Origin of the sequence: Pedococcus cremeus (assembly GCF_900111375.1) — a bacterium.
Taxonomy (GTDB): domain Bacteria; phylum Actinomycetota; class Actinomycetes; order Actinomycetales; family Dermatophilaceae; genus Pedococcus_A; species Pedococcus_A cremeus.
The window spans coordinates 229,995-244,860 of the sequence record NZ_FOHB01000005.1; the positions used below are offsets into that span (position 1 = coordinate 229,995).

Sequence of the window (14,866 nt, forward strand, 5' to 3'; positions counted from 1 at the left end):
ACCGGCTCGCGGCATACGGAGTCGCACCTCCAGGTCGTCAGCTGGTGATGTCCTTGGACGAGAACCGGGCCCAGGCCGCCAGCCAGAACACCAGGGCGTACACGCCGTCGACGAACAGGCCGCGCAGCACGTTGGCCCAGGCGATGGGGTCGCGGAGCAGGTCGCCGAAGGACATCCACTCGTGGACGATCAGCCACGGATGCAGCCAGCTCAGCTGCGGCACGCTGTCGAGGATCCACGACAGGATCGTGAAGATCAGCAGCGCGATGGACGCCGCGATCGGCTGCTCGGTCAGGGTCGAGATGAACAGGCCGACGGCCGCGAGCCCGGCGAGCCCGGCGGCGAGGTAGAGCATCACCAGGACGACCCGCCAGACCGCGACGCCGAACGAGATCTGCGAACCCGACAGGGTCGTCAGGTCACCCGTGCCGAACAGCGCGATGCCGATCACCGCCCCGGGCAGCGCCACCGCGGTCACGCCCCAGAGCGCCCCGATGCACAGCGACACGTACTTCACCGCGAGCAGGCGGGTCCGGCTGACCGGCACGGTGAGCAGGTAGCGGAGCGTGCCGAGGTTGGCCTCCCCCGCGACCGCGTCGCCCGACAGCATCGACATGGCCAGCGGCAGGAACATCGCGATCTCGACCCCGAGCGCGGCGAGCGGCACGAACAGCCCGTTCGAGGTGATCGACGACAGGAAGTTCGGCCCCTCGCCCGGCCCGGGCGTCGACACCTTCACCGCGATCGCCATGATGATCGGCACCGCGGCCAGCACCAGCAGGCCCATCTGGTTGCGCCGCCGGCCCGCGATCAGCCGCAGCTCCGAGCGCAGGAACCGGGTCGACCAGCGCCGTCGCGGGCGGATGGCGGAGCCCGCGCCGACCCCGGCGTCGACGGCGGTCCCGGACCCGACCTCAACCGCTGACATCGAAGCCCTCCCCCGTGAGCGAGACGAACAGGTCCTCCAGGCTCGTGACCGCCACGGTGAACCCCTGCACGCCCACACCGGCGTACACCAGGGCGGAGACGATCTTCTCCGGCTCGAGGTCACCAGGCGTGCCGTGCACCTCACCGACCGTCGTCACCACCTGGGTCACCCCGAGCTCGCGGAGCACCGCGGCCGCCGCCTCGGGCTGCCGGGTCTGCACCCGCACCAGCATGGGCCCGGCACCGCGGACCTCCGCCACGGTGCCCTGGGCGACGAGCCGGCCCTCGCGCATGACGCCGAGGTGGGAGCAGATCTGCTCGACCTCGGCCAGCAGGTGGCTCGAGACCAGGACCGTGATGCCCTCGGCAGCCAGGGAGCCGATCAGCGAGCGCACCTCCCGGGTGCCCTGCGGGTCGAGGCCGTTGGTCGGCTCGTCGAGCACCAGCAGGTCACGCGGCGCGAGCAGGGCTGCGGCAATCGCGAGCCGCTGCCGCATGCCGAGCGAGTAGGCGCGGTACCGCTTCTTGGCCGCGGCGCGCAGCCCGACCCGGTCGAGCGCGGCGTCGATGCGACCGGCCGCCGTGCGCGGGTCGGCCAGCGGGTCCGCCGCGTCGAGGCGGGCGAGGTTGGAGCGGCCCGACAGGTAGGGGTGGAACGCCGGCCCCTCGACGAGCGAGCCCACCCGGGGCAGCGCCTGCCCTGCGCCGCTCGGCAGCGGGAGGCCGAGCAGGCTGCGGCTGCCGGAGCTGGGCTCGACCAGGCCGAGCAGCATCCGGATCGTGGTCGTCTTGCCCGAGCCGTTGGGCCCGAGGAACCCGTACACCGCACCACGCGGCACGGCCATCCCGATGGCGTCGACCGCCACCTGCTGGCCGAACCGCTTGGTCAGCCCCTCGGTGTGGACCGCCAGGCCCGAGGCGTCACCCGTCGACGACACCGCTCCCCCCTCTCCGACCAGCCCAGTGGACAACCGAGCCCGCGTCACCGCGCCTTGAGCGCGGCATACAGGCCCTCGGGCTTGACCGCACCGACGGCGTAGCGGCCGTCGTCGGTGAGGACCGCCGAGAACAGTGTGCCGTTCAGCAGGCGCCCGCTGCCCCAGCTCCCGGAGACGCGCGGCAGGTTCTTGAGCAGGGCCTGCAGCTGGTCGCCCTGGCCACGCTGACCGGGCTTGGTCGAGCCGGAGGTCAGCGCACCCGGCGGCAGCGACCCGACGGCCACGGCCGTCCAGCCCTTGCCGACCACGGTCGGGGCACCCTTGGTGCGAGTCTTGTCCTTGCCCTGCGCCTTCGCCTTGTCGGGTGCGGTCACGGGGTGCTCGGTGACCTTCGTGCCCGGAGGCGGGTTGAACGCGAACTGGCGGGCGTCGGGCCGGCCGAAGTCGATGCTGGTGAAGCCGACCTCGAACGCCGGGTTGGCGCGCTTGGTCGAGTAGGCCTGCACGCGCAGCGGGATGTGGCGCTTGGCGTCGACGGAGATCCGCACCGACGCGACGAGGGAGGCGGGGTCGCGCGGCTTGAGAACGAGGTCGTAGGCGCTGCGCCCGGCGACCACGGAGGAGCCGGAGGTCGTGACCGCGGTGGTGGGGTCGAGGGCGGCGAGCGCCCGCTTCGCCGCCTCCTCCGGGGTCTTGGGCAGGTCGGTGGCCCTGGGTGAGGCGGAACCACCGGCCTGCTCGTCATGGGTCCGACCGGCCGGCTTGGCAGGCAGCCGGTAGTGCTCTGCCGTCTTCTGGTCACTCGACCAGAGCCACAGGTCGCGGCCGTTGCGGATGACGTCGGACTCGCCGAGGCTGCCGACCAGGGCGAGTCGCTGCTGCTGCTCACCGCCGTACCAGACCCGCCACGTGTGGGTGCCGGTCACCACCGACTGGAGGGAGGAGCTCCCCTGGCGGCCGCCGCCGAGTGCCGACAGGTCGGGCAGGCCGAGGTCGGCCGACTGCACGACCGTGCCGGAGACGTAGGCGAGCTGGGCCCGCTGGACGTCGGCGAGCAGCTGGGCCGCGCTGCGCGGGGGCAGGCTCGGGTCGGCGCTCGCGGTGAGGTTCGTGACGAGCGTGCCCGCCGCCACGACCGCGACGGCAGCGGCGGGTGCGGCCCAGCGAGCGCGGGGGTGGTCGGTGAACAGGCTCATGACGCCATCGTGCTGGGCGACCGCTGAGACGACCCTGAGAGCAGGGGGGCCTCGGCCTTGCCGCGGCGCAGACAGGGGCAGTGCCCGTAGGCGGCCCGACCGACAGCACCGCGTGTCATGGTGTGCACGTGCGACTGCTCGTGGTGGAGGACGAGGCCCGGATGGCGGCTGCGCTCGCCCGCGGGCTGGAGGCCGAGGGCTTCGTCGTCGACGTGGCACCCGACGGGCCCTCGGGCCTGGAGGCCGCCCGGTTCGGTTCCTACGACGCCGTGGTGCTCGACGTGATGCTGCCGGGGATGTCCGGCTACACCGTGGTGCGCACCCTGCGCTCGGAGGAGAACTGGGTGCCGGTGCTGATGCTCACGGCCAAGGACGGGGAGTACGACGAGGCGGATGGCCTCGACTACGGCGCCGACGACTACCTCACCAAGCCGTTCTCCTTCGTGGTGCTGCTGGCCCGGCTGCGCGCGCTGCTGCGCCGCGAGCCCACCCGTCGCCCGGCGCTGCTGACCGTCGGGCCGGTCACGCTCGACCCCGCCTCGCACCGCGTGGAGCAGCACGGCGAGGAGGTGCAGCTGTCGCGACGCGAGTTCCTCGTGCTCGAGCACCTCATGCGGGCCCACCCGACGGTGGTGAGCAAGGAGTCGGTGCTCGACGCCGTGTGGGGCGCTCCCGACGAGGCCGATCCCAACATCGTCGAGGTCTACGTCGGCTACCTGCGCCGCAAGCTCGGCCGCGACCGCATCGAGACGGTGCGCGGGGTCGGCTACCGGCTGGCGCCGTGACCGGCCGGTGGGCGCGCCTCGGCCTGCGGCCGCGCCTGCTCGTGGTCAGCGTCGTCGGCGTCGCCGTGGCGCTGCTCGTCGGTGGCCTGCTCCTGTATGCCGTGATGACGGCCGCGCTGAACCGCGCCGTCGAGGGCGAGGCGAGGTCCACCGCCCGCGAGGTGGCGGCCCTGGTCGACGCGGGCCGCCTGCCGGAGTCGCTGCCGGTGACCGGCGCCCAGGTCGTGCAGGTGCTCGACCGCCAGTACCGGGTGGTCGCCGGCTCGCCCATGGCCGACCGGCTGACGCCGCTGGTGAGCGCCGACGAGCTGCAGCAGCTGAAGGGCGGTGGCTCGATCACCGTGCCGGGCCGGCGGACGGGTCTCTCCGGCGACCTGCAGGTCGCGGCGGTGCAGGCGGGCCCGGCGACCGAAAGGGTCACCGTGGTGGCGGCGCTGCCCACCGCCGACCTCGAGACCAGCCAGCGCCTGCTGCGCCGCCTGCTCCTCGTCTTCTTCCCGCTGTTCCTGGTGGCGCTCGCCGCGATCGTCTGGCGGGTCAGCGGCTCGGCCCTGCGTCCGGTGGAGGAGCTGCGCGAGGGCGCCGAACGCATCGGCGCCGGTGGCGCCGCGACGAGCGGAACCTCCGAGCGGCTGCCGGTGCCCCCGACCCGTGACGAGGTGGCCGCCCTCGCCACCACCCTCAACGGCATGCTCGACCGGCTCGCCGGCGCCCAGGAGCGGCAGCGTGCGTTCGTCGCCGACGCCGCCCACGAGCTGCGCAGCCCGCTGGCCACCATGCGCACCCAGCTCGAGGTCGCCGAGCGGCTCGGCGACGGCGGCGACCTGCCGAAGGAGCTGCTGCCCGAGGTCGAGCGCCTCAGCGCCCTCGTCGAGGACCTCCTCGTGCTCGCGCGGTCGGCCGACCGCACGGCCCGGCGTCCGGTGGTGGACGTCGACGTGCGCGGCCTCCTCGACGACGTCGCCCGCCGGTATGCCGCGGCGCGCGTGCCCGTGGTGCCCACCGCGCCTGCCGTCCCCGGCTCCCTCGCCGTCCCCGGCACGTCGTCGGCTGGCATGCAGTCCGGTGGCATGCCGTCCGGTGGCACCGCTCCGCTGGTGGTCAGGGCGGTCCGCGACGAGCTGTTCCGCGCCGTCGCCAACCTGGTCGACAACGCCGTGCGGCACGCCGACTCGCGCGTGCAGCTGGCTGCTGCCAGGCGCGGCGGGACGGTGGAGGTGGTCGTCACCGACGACGGGCACGGCATACCCGAGGGTGAGCGTGAGCGGGTCTTCGACCGGTTCGCCCGGCTCGACGAGGCGCGCGACCGCGACTCCGGCGGCACGGGGCTGGGGCTGCCCATCACCCGCGAGCTGGTCCGGCGGGCCGGTGGTGCGGTGCGCCTGGAGGACGCCGCGCCCGGGGTGCGGGCCGTGGTCAGCCTGCCGGCGGCGCCTGCGCAGTCGGACCCTGCGGCTCCTGTGGCGTCGGGCGGCTGAGCCGGTCGAGCACGGCCACGAGCAGCGCCTCGCGCAGCGCCGGTGGCGCGAGGTTGAGCAGGGCGTTCACCGGGGCCAACCGCTCCGGCAGGGCGAGGCGCCCGTCGTCACCGGCCAGCCCGGCGAGCTGCAGCAGCCCGGCGAACGCCGCCTCGTCGAGGGTCGCCGGGTCGAGGGACGCCGCCGCCTGCGCCAGCTCCGGCGCCACCCGCACGGGACCCGCCTCGACCGCTGCAGTGACGGCCTCCTCGAGCGCCACGAGGAACTCGGGCACCAGCGGCGCGGTGGCCGCGCTGAGCGTCAGGTGGAGCGTCGGCGGCAGGTCGCGGAACGCCATCTGCGGCTGGACGAACCAGCCGCGGGACAGCATCTCGTCGCTGATCGTGAACACGTCACAGGTGTCGTCGGCCGCGAGGGCGAGCAGCGTCGAGTCGGGTACCGCCACCGGTGCGACGTGCGCCTGCTCCGCCACCCCGGCCACCAGCTCGCGCAGGCCGTCGGCGACCTCACCGGCGAGCCGCTCGTAGCCGTCGTCGCCGATCGCGTTCACGACCGCCCAGGCCGCCGCGAGCGGGCCGCCGGACTTCGTCGACTGGGTCGTGGAGTTGAGCATCGTGTAGCCCGGCCAGTCGGCGCAGGCGAAGAACTGCGGCCGTCGCAGCTCGGCGGTGCGGTGGAGCAGCAGCGAGACGCCCTTGGGGGTGTAGGCGTACTTGTGCAGGTCGACGGAGATGCTGGTGACGCCGTCGACCGCGAAGGTCCACGCCGGCACCTCGGCACCCGACCGCTGCAGGTACGGCAGGACCCAGCCGCCGATGCAGGCGTCGACGTGGCAGCGCGCGCCGGCCGCCGCGGCCGCTGCCGCCACCTCGGTCACCGGGTCGACGACACCATGGGCGTAGGACGGCGCCGACGCCACGACCAGGACGGTCCGCTCGTCGACGGCCGCCGCCATGGCCGCCGGGTCGGCGCGGAAGGTGCGGGGGTCGACGTCGACGACGACCGGCTCGACGCGGAAGTAGTGGGCGGCCTTCTGGAACGCCGCATGCGCCGTCGAGGGCAGCACCATCCGGGGCCGCTCGACGTCGGGCCGTGAGTCGCGGGCCGCCTGCACCGCCAGCAGGATCGACTCGGTGCCACCGGAGGTCACCGACCCGGCGAAACCGTCGGGGGCGTCGAGCAGCCCCCCGGCGAACCCGACCAGGTCGTTCTCCATCTGCAGCAGGCTCGGGAAGGCCGTCGGGTCGAGGGCGTTGGACGACGCGAACAGCTCGAGGGCCCGCCGCCCGACCTCGTCGGCCTCGGCGATCCCGGAGTCGTAGACGTAGGCCAGGGTGCGACCGCCGTGGGTCGGCAGGTCGGCGGACTGCAGCTCGTGCAGCCGGTCGAGCACCTCGTCGGGGGTCATGCGTCCTCCTTCGGTGAGCGGGCTGGGGCGGCGTGGGTGGCTGCCGCGACGGCCCGCTCGTCGAGCCGGTAGCGGGACAGGGCGGCCAGGCTGGCGAGCACCAGCACCGCGGGCACCAGGGAGAAGCCGAGCGTGATGGCGGTGACGGCGGAGCCCGGCTGGGTGGCGGCCGCGTCGGTCGACGAGACGTAGCCACCGAGCGCCAGCACCAGCGCGTAGAGCCCCGGGCCGAGGGCCAGCCCGAGGGTCTCGCCGGCCGTCCAGACGCCCGTGTAGACCCCGACCCGGTTGACTCCGGTGCGGGCGGCGTCGACCGCGGCGGCGTCGGGCAGCATCGCCATCGGGAACATCTGTGCCCCGGCGTACCCCACCCCCACCACCGCCACCGCGGCGTAGACCCCGGCCGCCGGCAGCTCGCGGGCGGCGACCAGGGTGAGTGCCCCGACGGCGAGCAGGAGCGAGGCGACGGCATACCCGGTCTTCTTGCCACGCGCCTGCCCGATGCGCTGCCACAGCGGGGTGACCACCAGCGCAGGCCCGACGAAGCAGACGAAGAGCAGCGTGGAGGCCGCCCGGGTGCCGATGACGTGGCGCGCGACGTAGTCGACGCCGGCGAGCATGGCGCCGGTGGCCAGCGCCTGGAGCACGAAGGTCAGCAGCAGGAGCCGGAAGTCGCGGGCCGCGGCCACCACGGCCAGCTGCGTGCGCAGGCCTCCTGATGCCGAGAGCCGGTGGCCGGTCGGCGCGGCCGCGGTGCCCCACCACGCGCCGAGCGCACCGACCAGGATGAGGAGCCCGATGGCGAGGCCCATCAGCCGGTAGCCCTGCTCCGGCCCGACGGCGTCGCGGATGGCCGGTGCCGAGGCCCCGCTGAGCAGGATCGCCAGGGCCAGCACGGCCACCCGCCAGGTCATGAGCCGGGTGCGCTCGTCGTAGTCGTCGGTCATCTCCGCGGGCATGGCGACATAGGGCACCTGGAAGAACGCGTATGCCGTGGCGCACGCCAGGAAGGCGACGACGACCCAGGCGGCCGCCACGCCCTGGGGTGCGGCGGGGCCGGCGAAGAGCAGCGCGAAGCAGGCGGCGAGCGCAGTGCCCGCGCGCAGCAGGAACGGCCGCCGCCGGCCCTGCGGCGACTCGTGGCGGTCGGAGACGCCGCCCGCCACGGGGTTCAGCACGACGTCCCACGCCTTCGGCAGGAACACGATGACCCCGGCCAGCGCGGCCGCCACGCCGAGGCGGTCGGTGAGGTAGGGCAGCAGGAGCAGGCCCGGCACGGTGCCGAAGGCACCCGTCGCCACCGAGCCGAGCGCGTAGCCACGGCGAGCCCGCGGGCTGAGCGTCGCACTGCGCGCGGCGCCGGACACGGCACCGGTAACGGCACCGGGCACGGCACTGGGCTCGGCACCGGTCACCGGGCCACCCTAGGGTTTCCCGCATGGGTGACGGGCGGCATCGGCAGAGGTTCCACGGCCAGATCGCCGGCCTGGGCAGCGCCAGCGGCACCCGCGTCGTCGTCGGCCGGTGGGCCACCTCGCCGTTCGGGTCCTTCGCCGACGTCATGCTCGAACGCGCCGACGGTCACCGGGTGCTCTACGCGCCGTCACGGGAGGTCGGTGACTTCATCGCCGACACCTACGTCTTCGACGAGATCCGCACGCTGCCGGTGGTGGTGGAGGTCGTCGACGGACGCTGGTCCGTGCACGCCGACGACCTGCACCTGCAGTTCACGACCGGCCGGCGCCTGCCCCTCGGCTGGGCGCTGCACGTCGTGCCGCGACCTCTCGCCCAGAGCACCACCTGGGCCGGGCTGGTCGACCCGGTCGCCCGGCGGGTGCTGCGCGGCGTCAGCACCCGCGGACAGGCGAGGTCGGGGCGCCGCGAGTGGTACGGCGCCACCGACCTGCACGCCGTCACCTCGCTTCGCGGAAGGCTGGGCGGCGTGCCGCTGGGCGCCCTGACGAGGGTCGACCCGCCCACCCGCTTCGGCTTCTCCTCCACCCCGCCGCGACCCTCGGTCACCACCGTGGTGACCACCGTCGAGGTGCTCCAGGCACTGCGTCGACCGGGTGGCGCCGTGCCCTGAGCACTGCGCCGAACAGCAGGCGCCGTCCCACGATGCGGGAGCAACACGGCATACCCGCATGTCCTGGGGCACACCTCCCCTGCCCCGTCGCGGACGCGGTGCGAGGATGGGCGCGTGCGCCCGATCCTCCAGTCGTCCAAGCTCCAAGACGTCCGCTACGACGTGCGCGGACCGATCCTGGAGGAGGCCCACCGGCTCGAGGCCGAGGGCCACAAGGTCATGAAGCTCAACATCGGCAACCCGGCGCCGTTCGGCTTCGAGGCGCCCGAGTCGATCCTCGTCGACATGATCCACAACCTGCCGGAGTCGCAGGGCTACAGCGACTCGCGCGGCATCTACTCGGCGCGGACGGCGGTCGCGAACTTCTACCAGGGCGAGGGGCTGCGCGACGTCACGGTCGACGACGTCTTCGTCGGCAACGGTGTCTCCGAGATGATCTCGATGACGCTGCAGGCCCTGGTCGACAACGGCGACGAGATCCTGGTGCCCGCGCCCGACTACCCGCTGTGGACCGCGGCCGTCACCCTCTCCGGAGGCAAGGCCGTGCACTACCTCTGCGACGAGGACAACGACTGGAACCCCGACCTCGAGGACATCGAGCGGAGGATCACCGAGCGCACCAAGGGCATCGTGCTGATCAACCCCAACAACCCGACGGGGGCGGTCTACTCCGAGGCGGTCGTCAAGGGGTTCGTCGACATCGCCCGGCGGCACGACCTCGTGCTCATGGCCGACGAGATCTACGAGAAGATCCTCTACGACGGCGCCCGGCACGTGCACGCCGCCGCGTACGCGCAGGACATCCTCTGCCTGACCTACAGCGGGCTGTCCAAGGCCTACCGGGTGGCCGGGTTCCGCAGCGGCTGGGTCGTGGTCACCGGAGCGCGCGAGCGGGCGGCCAGCTTCCTCGAGGGCCTGACCCTGCTGGCCAACATGCGCATGTGCGCCAACGTGCCGGCGCAGCACGCGATCCAGACCGCACTCGGTGGCTACCAGAGCATCAACGACCTGATCCTGCCCGGCGGCCGGCTGCTGGCCCAGCGCGACGTGGCGCACAAGCTGCTCAACGACATCCCCGGCGTCTCGTGCGTCAAGCCCCGCGGCGCGCTCTACCTCTTCCCGCGGCTCGACCCCGAGGTCTACCCGATCGAGGACGACCAGGCGTTCGTCATCGAGATGCTGCGGGCGACGCACATCCTCATCACCAACGGCACCGGTTTCAACTGGCCGACCCCCGACCACGTCCGCGTCGTCACCCTGCCCAGCGTCGAGGACCTCGAGTACGCCATCGACCGGATCGCGGGCTTCCTGGAGACCAAGCGCCGCTGATGGCCCGCGACGAGGTGGGGCCGGGGCTCCTCGCTGCCATCGGGGCCGGCGGCGTGCTCGGGTCGCTCGGCCGGTGGGCCGTCGGGCTGGCCCTTCCGCACACGCCCTCCCAGGTGCCGTGGGGCACCTTCCTCGTCAACGTCACCGGCTCGGCGGCGATGGGGGTGCTCGTGGTGTGGGTGCTGTCGATGGACCGCCCGCACCCCTGGCTGCGCCCCTTCCTTGGGGTCGGCGTGCTGGGCGGCTGGACCACCTTCTCCTCGTATGCCGTGGAGGGGCGCGACCTGTTCGCCTCGAGCTCGCCGTGGCTGGGGCTGGGGTACGTGCTGGGGTCGCTCGTCGTCGGCCTGTTCGCGGTCGGCGTGGGGGTCACGGCCGGCGAGCGGCTCTTCGGGCGGCGCCGGTGACCGCGCTGCTCGTCGCCGCGGGCGCCGCCGTCGGTGCGCCCACCCGCTTCCTCGTCGACCGCTGGGCGCGCCACCACTACCGCGCCGGCACCATCCTCGGCACCCTGCTCGTCAACGTCGTGGGCTCGTTCGTGCTCGGGCTGGTCGTGGCCGTGTCCCGCGAGCCGGGCGCCCCCTCGTGGCTGCTGCCGCTCGTGGGGGTCGGGTTCTGCGGCGCGCTGACCACCTTCTCGACGCTGGCCGTCGAGACGTGGGTGTTCTGGGAGGAGCGGGCGTGGAGGCCGTTCGTTGCCAACCTCGCCCTCAGCCTCGTCCTCGGCGGCCTGGCGGCCGTCGCCGGGTATGCCGCGGGGGCCGTCCTGTCCTGACCGACCGCCGGTGTCGACCGCCGCTGTCGACCGCCGGTGTCGGCGGCCGGTGCCACACTCGCGGCATGACGACGACGTGGCAGCTCACCATCGACTGTGCCGACCCGCAGAGGCTGGTGGCCTTCTGGTGCGAGGCCCTCGGGTACGAGCCGGAGCCGGCACCGGAGGGGTGGGAGAGCTGGCTGGCGTACTGGCGCTCGCTCGGCATCCCCGAGGAGGACCTCGAGGGCGCGGAGAACGGCAGCGGTGGGGTCATCGACCCGAGCGGGCGGTACCCCCGCATCTGGTTCCAGCCGGTCCCGGAAGGGAAGGCCGTCAAGAACCGCCTGCACCTCGACCTCAAGATCACCGGTGGCCCGCTGGTGGTGCCCGACCGTGCCCAGCGCAAGGAGCGGGTCGACGCGGAGGTGGAGCGCCTCGTCGGGCTGGGCGCGTCCATCGCCTACCTCAACGCCCCCGAGGGGGCCAACTACTACGCGGTCACCCTGCACGACCCGGAGGGCAACGAGTTCTGCCTCGTCTGACGACTGCCGGAGTCGGACGCGGGTGTGCCGACGGCCCGGGCTGCTGCGCCTGCGTCACTGCTCCGCCCGGCGGAGCAGTGACGCAGGCAGGCGCAGGGAGGACTTTCCGCCCTGCCACGGGCCCCCCAGACGGGTGACCGTCGTGTTGAGGGGCGTACGAACCGTCCGGGGAGGGCTCCATGGCCAGGATCAGCGGAGAGGTCGTCATCCGGCGCACCCCGAAGAAGGTCTTCGAGTGTGTCGCCGACGAGCGGAACGAACCGAGCTGGAACCCGCGCATGAAGCGGGTGGAGCTGCTGACGCCCGGCCCGGTGGGAGTGGGCACGCGCTGGGCCGCGACGGCCGGCACCCCACGCGGTTCGACCGACATGGTCATCGAGGTGACGGGTTACGAGCCCGCGCGCCGGCTGGACTCGGTCACCCAGCTGCCCGGGATGGACATCGTGGGCTCGGTGCTGTTCCAGGGCGCCCCTGAGGGGACCCGGCTCCGCTGGCGGTGGGACGTGCGGCCCCGTGGGGCCCTTCGGGCAGTGGGGCCGCTCCTGGGCCTGGTGGGGAGGCGTCAGGAACGGCAGGCCTGGGAGGGGCTGAGGCGCCACCTCGAGCGTGAAGGGGTCAGGCGCTGAGGCGGTGCCGACCGGCCAACCCGAGGAGCTCGTCGATCTCCGACTCGCTGAGCCGGCTATGGCTCGCGGAGGCCACCACGACGAGCTCGGCGACGAGCTCGATCTCGTCGCGCAGTGCGGTGTCGGTCAGTTCCCGGGTGTAGCCCTTCATCACGTCGAGGACCGTACGTCGTCCGCCGGACACCTCCCGACCGCTTCCCGGGGTGTCGCGGGAGATTGGCCCGCAAGATGACCCGTTGTAGCCACGAGGACTAGTCACTCATCCGTCTGCAGTAGTCAGAAAAGGCGATTGCCCGCGACCGACCTTCCCGCCTCCCCGGGGAGACAGCAGAAGCCCCGGTCCACTGGACCGGGGCTCCTCACTTCTGTCTCAACACAGACCTGGCTGGTCGCTCTCGCAACCGACGCGCGCCCGAAGGGATTCGAACCCCTAACCTTCTGATCCGTAGTCAGATGCTCTATCCGTTGAGCTACGGGCGCAGGTGTCGCACCGAGGATCACCCAGCGCAACGGGTCGAAAGATTACCCGGTCAGCGCCGGGGGACGAAATCCGGGGTCGGGCGCACGGTCCGGGGCCGCGGCATACGACGTCTGGTGGAGGACCAGTCACCGTTCCGGGCGCCGACGCAGCTGAGAGGTCGAGGTCACGAAACCACCTCTCCACGACCCGATCTCGTCGGTTTCTTGCAGCCGCCTGAAAGAACCCGACAAGCCTCTGACCTGTACCGATGGGTTGTGAGCAGATTCACGAGCGCCCGCACCGTCTGCGGTTTCGCCGCCCCTCGGCCCCGGGCTACCGTGGCTGAATCAGCGCGCCCACCATGTGGACACCCTTGGGTGCCGCTTGGGGGCACACAACCTCACTGATCCGGGGCCGAGCCGAGCAACAGGCACCGGGCGAAAGGGACGGCCGAGCAATGACGATCGAGTCGACGGAACCCGCGAAGGCGGAGAACCCCAACACCGAGAGGGTCGGCGGCACCACGCACGCCGGCCTCCAGCAGTGGGTGGACGAGGTGGCCGCCCTGACCACCCCTGACCGCATCGAGTGGGTCACCGGCTCCGACGCCGAGTGGACGCGCCTGACCGACAAGCTCGTCGAGGCCGGCACCTTCGTGCGCCTCAACGACGAGAAGAAGCCGAACTCCTTCTACGCGGCCTCCGACCCGACCGACGTCGCCCGCGTCGAGGACCGCACCTTCATCTGCTCCGTCGACGAGAAGGACGCCGGGCCCACCAACAACTGGATGGACCCGAACGAGATGAAGACCCTCATGCGCGACCTCTACCAGGGGTGCATGAAGGGCCGCACGATGTACGTCATCCCGTTCGTCATGGGCCACCTGAACGCCGAGAACCCGATGTTCGGCGTCGAGATCACCGACTCCGAGTACGTCGTCGTCTCGATGCGCGTCATGGCCCGCTGCGGCGTCAACGTGCTGCGCCGCATCGAGGAGCTCGGCGAGGCCGCCAACTACGTCCCGGCGCTGCACTCCCTGGGTGCCCCGCTCGAGCCCGGCCAGCAGGACGTGAAGTGGCCGTGCAGCGACACCAAGTACATCGTGCAGTTCCCCGAAGAGCGCGCCATCTGGTCCTACGGCTCGGGCTACGGCGGCAACGCTCTGCTCGGCAAGAAGTGCTACTCGCTGCGCATCGCCTCGGTCATGGCGCGCGACGAGGGCTGGCTCGCCGAGCACATGCTCATCCTCAAGCTCACCTCCCCGGAGCAGCAGACCTACTACGTCGCGGCGGCCTTCCCGAGCGCCTGCGGCAAGACCAACCTGGCCATGCTGAAGCCGACCATCCCCGGCTGGAAGGTCGAGACCCTCGGCGACGACATCGCCTGGATGCGCTTCGGTGAGGACGGCCGGCTGTATGCCGTGAACCCCGAGTTCGGGTTCTTCGGCGTCGCGCCCGGCACCAACGAGAAGACCAACCCGTACGCGATGGAGACCATCGCCAAGGGCAACTCGGTCTTCACCAACGTCGCGCTCACCGACGACGGCGACATCTGGTGGGAGGGCATGGAGAACACCCCGGCCCACGCCACCAGCTGGAAGGGCCAGGACTGGACGCCCGACTCGGAGGAGCTGTCCAGCCACCCGAACAGCCGCTACTGCACCCCGATCGAGCAGTGCCCGATCCTCGCGGACGAGTACAACGACCCGAAGGGTGTGCCGATCTCGGCGATCTTCTTCGGTGGCCGCCGCGCCTCCACGGTGCCGCTGGTGACCGAGTCGCGCGACTGGGTGCACGGCACCTTCATGGGCGCCACGCTCTCCTCGGAGACCACGGCCGCCGCGACCGGCCAGGTCGGCGTCGTCCGCCGCGACCCGATGGCCATGCTGCCCTTCATCGGCTACAACGCCGGTGACTACTTCCAGCACTGGATCAACCTGGGCAAGGACGCCGACGCGCACAAGCTGCCGAAGATCTTCTACGTCAACTGGTTCCGCCGTGACGCTGACGGCAAGTTCGTCTGGCCGGGCTTCGGCGAGAACAGCCGCGTGCTGAAGTGGGCCATCGAGCGCATCGAGGGCAAGGCTGCCGCGGTCGAGACCCCGATCGGCCACGTGCCGACCCCTGAGGCGATCGACACCGACGGCCTCGACATGGACCCCGCCGAGCTCGCCAAGGCGCTCCACGTCGACGTCGACGAGTGGAAGGCCGAGATCCCGCACATCGAGGAGTGGTTCGCCAAGTTCGGCGACAACCTGCCGACCCAGCTGCGCGTCGAGCTCGACGGCCTGAAGGCCCGCCTCGGCGTCCAGTGACGTGAGCTGACCCGTATGCC

At 72.4% G+C, this 14,866-nt stretch carries 15 protein-coding genes and 1 tRNA gene; 9 read left to right on the forward strand and 7 right to left on the reverse strand.

The annotated features are described in order from the left end of the window. Window positions 1–37: 37 nt before the first annotated feature. From BMW78_RS11900 to BMW78_RS11910, 3 genes are read right to left on the reverse strand one after another with little or no spacing between them, the layout of a single operon-like run. Window positions 38–928, reverse strand: coding sequence for an ABC transporter permease (locus BMW78_RS11900; RefSeq protein WP_091759743.1), 891 nt, complete (start codon window positions 926–928; stop codon window positions 38–40). Next, window positions 915–1,865 carry an ABC transporter ATP-binding protein gene (locus tag BMW78_RS11905; protein ID WP_245735809.1) on the reverse strand — a complete coding sequence of 317 codons (951 nt, stop codon included), beginning with the start codon at window positions 1,863–1,865 and terminating at the stop codon, window positions 915–917. Before BMW78_RS11905 ends, BMW78_RS11900 begins: the two co-directional genes overlap by 14 nt. 44 nt (window positions 1,866–1,909) lie before the next feature. Next, window positions 1,910–3,061 carry a LolA family protein gene (locus tag BMW78_RS11910; RefSeq protein ID WP_091759746.1) on the reverse strand — a complete coding sequence of 384 codons (1,152 nt, stop codon included), beginning with the start codon at window positions 3,059–3,061 and terminating at the stop codon, window positions 1,910–1,912. A 128-nt stretch (window positions 3,062–3,189) separates the two neighbouring features. Between BMW78_RS11910 and BMW78_RS11915 the strand changes: the two genes are divergently transcribed. Both BMW78_RS11915 and BMW78_RS11920 read left to right on the forward strand, forming a co-directional pair. Further along, complete coding sequence (locus tag BMW78_RS11915; protein WP_091759749.1) at window positions 3,190–3,846, forward strand: response regulator transcription factor; 657 nt, start codon at window positions 3,190–3,192, stop codon at window positions 3,844–3,846. Next, window positions 3,843–5,324: a sensor histidine kinase gene (locus BMW78_RS11920; RefSeq protein ID WP_218144330.1), complete on the forward strand. Its 1,482-nt coding sequence runs from the start codon at window positions 3,843–3,845 to the stop codon at window positions 5,322–5,324. The genes BMW78_RS11915 and BMW78_RS11920 overlap by 4 nt, the downstream gene beginning before the upstream one ends. Here BMW78_RS11920 and BMW78_RS11925 read toward each other — a convergent pair. Both BMW78_RS11925 and BMW78_RS11930 read right to left on the reverse strand, forming a co-directional pair. Further along, window positions 5,263–6,732 carry a pyridoxal phosphate-dependent decarboxylase family protein gene (locus BMW78_RS11925; protein WP_091759752.1) on the reverse strand — a complete coding sequence of 490 codons (1,470 nt, stop codon included), beginning with the start codon at window positions 6,730–6,732 and terminating at the stop codon, window positions 5,263–5,265. The two genes, BMW78_RS11920 and BMW78_RS11925, sit on opposite strands and share 62 nt — an antisense overlap. Then, window positions 6,729–8,147, reverse strand: a complete 1,419-nt coding sequence (locus BMW78_RS11930; RefSeq protein ID WP_091759755.1) for an MFS transporter — start codon at window positions 8,145–8,147, stop codon at window positions 6,729–6,731. The genes BMW78_RS11925 and BMW78_RS11930 overlap by 4 nt, the downstream gene beginning before the upstream one ends. A gap of 23 nt (window positions 8,148–8,170) precedes the next feature. On the opposite strand from BMW78_RS11930, the gene BMW78_RS11935 reads away from it, so the two are divergent. From BMW78_RS11935 to BMW78_RS11960, 6 genes are all read left to right on the forward strand, one after another. Then, complete coding sequence (locus BMW78_RS11935) at window positions 8,171–8,818, forward strand: hypothetical protein (protein ID WP_091759758.1); 648 nt, start codon at window positions 8,171–8,173, stop codon at window positions 8,816–8,818. Window positions 8,819–8,932: 114 nt separating this feature from the next. Next, window positions 8,933–10,147: a pyridoxal phosphate-dependent aminotransferase gene (locus BMW78_RS11940; RefSeq protein ID WP_177180365.1), complete on the forward strand. Its 1,215-nt coding sequence runs from the start codon at window positions 8,933–8,935 to the stop codon at window positions 10,145–10,147. Beyond that, window positions 10,147–10,554: a fluoride efflux transporter FluC gene (locus BMW78_RS11945; RefSeq protein ID WP_091759760.1), complete on the forward strand. Its 408-nt coding sequence runs from the start codon at window positions 10,147–10,149 to the stop codon at window positions 10,552–10,554. The genes BMW78_RS11940 and BMW78_RS11945 overlap by 1 nt, the downstream gene beginning before the upstream one ends. Further along, on the forward strand, window positions 10,551–10,922 hold the full coding sequence (locus BMW78_RS11950; protein WP_177180366.1) for a fluoride efflux transporter FluC: 372 nt from the start codon (window positions 10,551–10,553) through the stop codon (window positions 10,920–10,922). The genes BMW78_RS11945 and BMW78_RS11950 overlap by 4 nt, the downstream gene beginning before the upstream one ends. Before the next feature lie 65 nt (window positions 10,923–10,987). Next, entirely contained in the window at window positions 10,988–11,446 is a 459-nt protein-coding gene (locus tag BMW78_RS11955; protein ID WP_091759769.1) for a VOC family protein, read from the forward strand. A 179-nt stretch (window positions 11,447–11,625) separates the two neighbouring features. After that, window positions 11,626–12,072, forward strand: coding sequence for an SRPBCC family protein (locus tag BMW78_RS11960; RefSeq protein ID WP_091759773.1), 447 nt, complete (start codon window positions 11,626–11,628; stop codon window positions 12,070–12,072). On the opposite strand, the gene BMW78_RS20815 is transcribed toward BMW78_RS11960, so the two are convergent. Together BMW78_RS20815 and BMW78_RS11965 are read right to left on the reverse strand one after the other, a co-directional pair. After that, window positions 12,062–12,226, reverse strand: a complete 165-nt coding sequence (locus tag BMW78_RS20815) for a hypothetical protein (RefSeq protein ID WP_177180354.1) — start codon at window positions 12,224–12,226, stop codon at window positions 12,062–12,064. The genes BMW78_RS11960 and BMW78_RS20815 overlap by 11 nt on opposite strands. Window positions 12,227–12,479: 253 nt before the next feature. Beyond that, window positions 12,480–12,552 (reverse strand) — tRNA-Arg (locus BMW78_RS11965). Window positions 12,553–12,989: 437 nt separating this feature from the next. Between BMW78_RS11965 and BMW78_RS11970 the strand changes: the two genes are divergently transcribed. After that, window positions 12,990–14,846 carry a phosphoenolpyruvate carboxykinase (GTP) gene (locus tag BMW78_RS11970; RefSeq protein WP_091759776.1) on the forward strand — a complete coding sequence of 619 codons (1,857 nt, stop codon included), beginning with the start codon at window positions 12,990–12,992 and terminating at the stop codon, window positions 14,844–14,846. The last annotated feature ends 20 nt before the right edge of the window (window positions 14,847–14,866 follow it).

Coding starts and splice junctions, on each gene's coding strand:
- BMW78_RS11900 (WP_091759743.1), bottom strand. CDS start 928: ATGTCAGCGGTTGAGGTCGGGTCCGGGACCGCCGTCGACGCCGGGGTC.
- BMW78_RS11910 (WP_091759746.1), bottom strand. CDS start 3,061: ATGAGCCTGTTCACCGACCACCCCCGCGCTCGCTGGGCCGCACCCGCC.
- BMW78_RS11925 (WP_091759752.1), bottom strand. CDS start 6,732: ATGACCCCCGACGAGGTGCTCGACCGGCTGCACGAGCTGCAGTCCGCC.
- BMW78_RS11935 (WP_091759758.1), top strand. CDS start 8,171: ATGGGTGACGGGCGGCATCGGCAGAGGTTCCACGGCCAGATCGCCGGC.
- BMW78_RS11945 (WP_091759760.1), top strand. CDS start 10,147: ATGGCCCGCGACGAGGTGGGGCCGGGGCTCCTCGCTGCCATCGGGGCC.
- BMW78_RS11955 (WP_091759769.1), top strand. CDS start 10,988: ATGACGACGACGTGGCAGCTCACCATCGACTGTGCCGACCCGCAGAGG.
- BMW78_RS11960 (WP_091759773.1), top strand. CDS start 11,626: ATGGCCAGGATCAGCGGAGAGGTCGTCATCCGGCGCACCCCGAAGAAG.
- BMW78_RS11970 (WP_091759776.1), top strand. CDS start 12,990: ATGACGATCGAGTCGACGGAACCCGCGAAGGCGGAGAACCCCAACACC.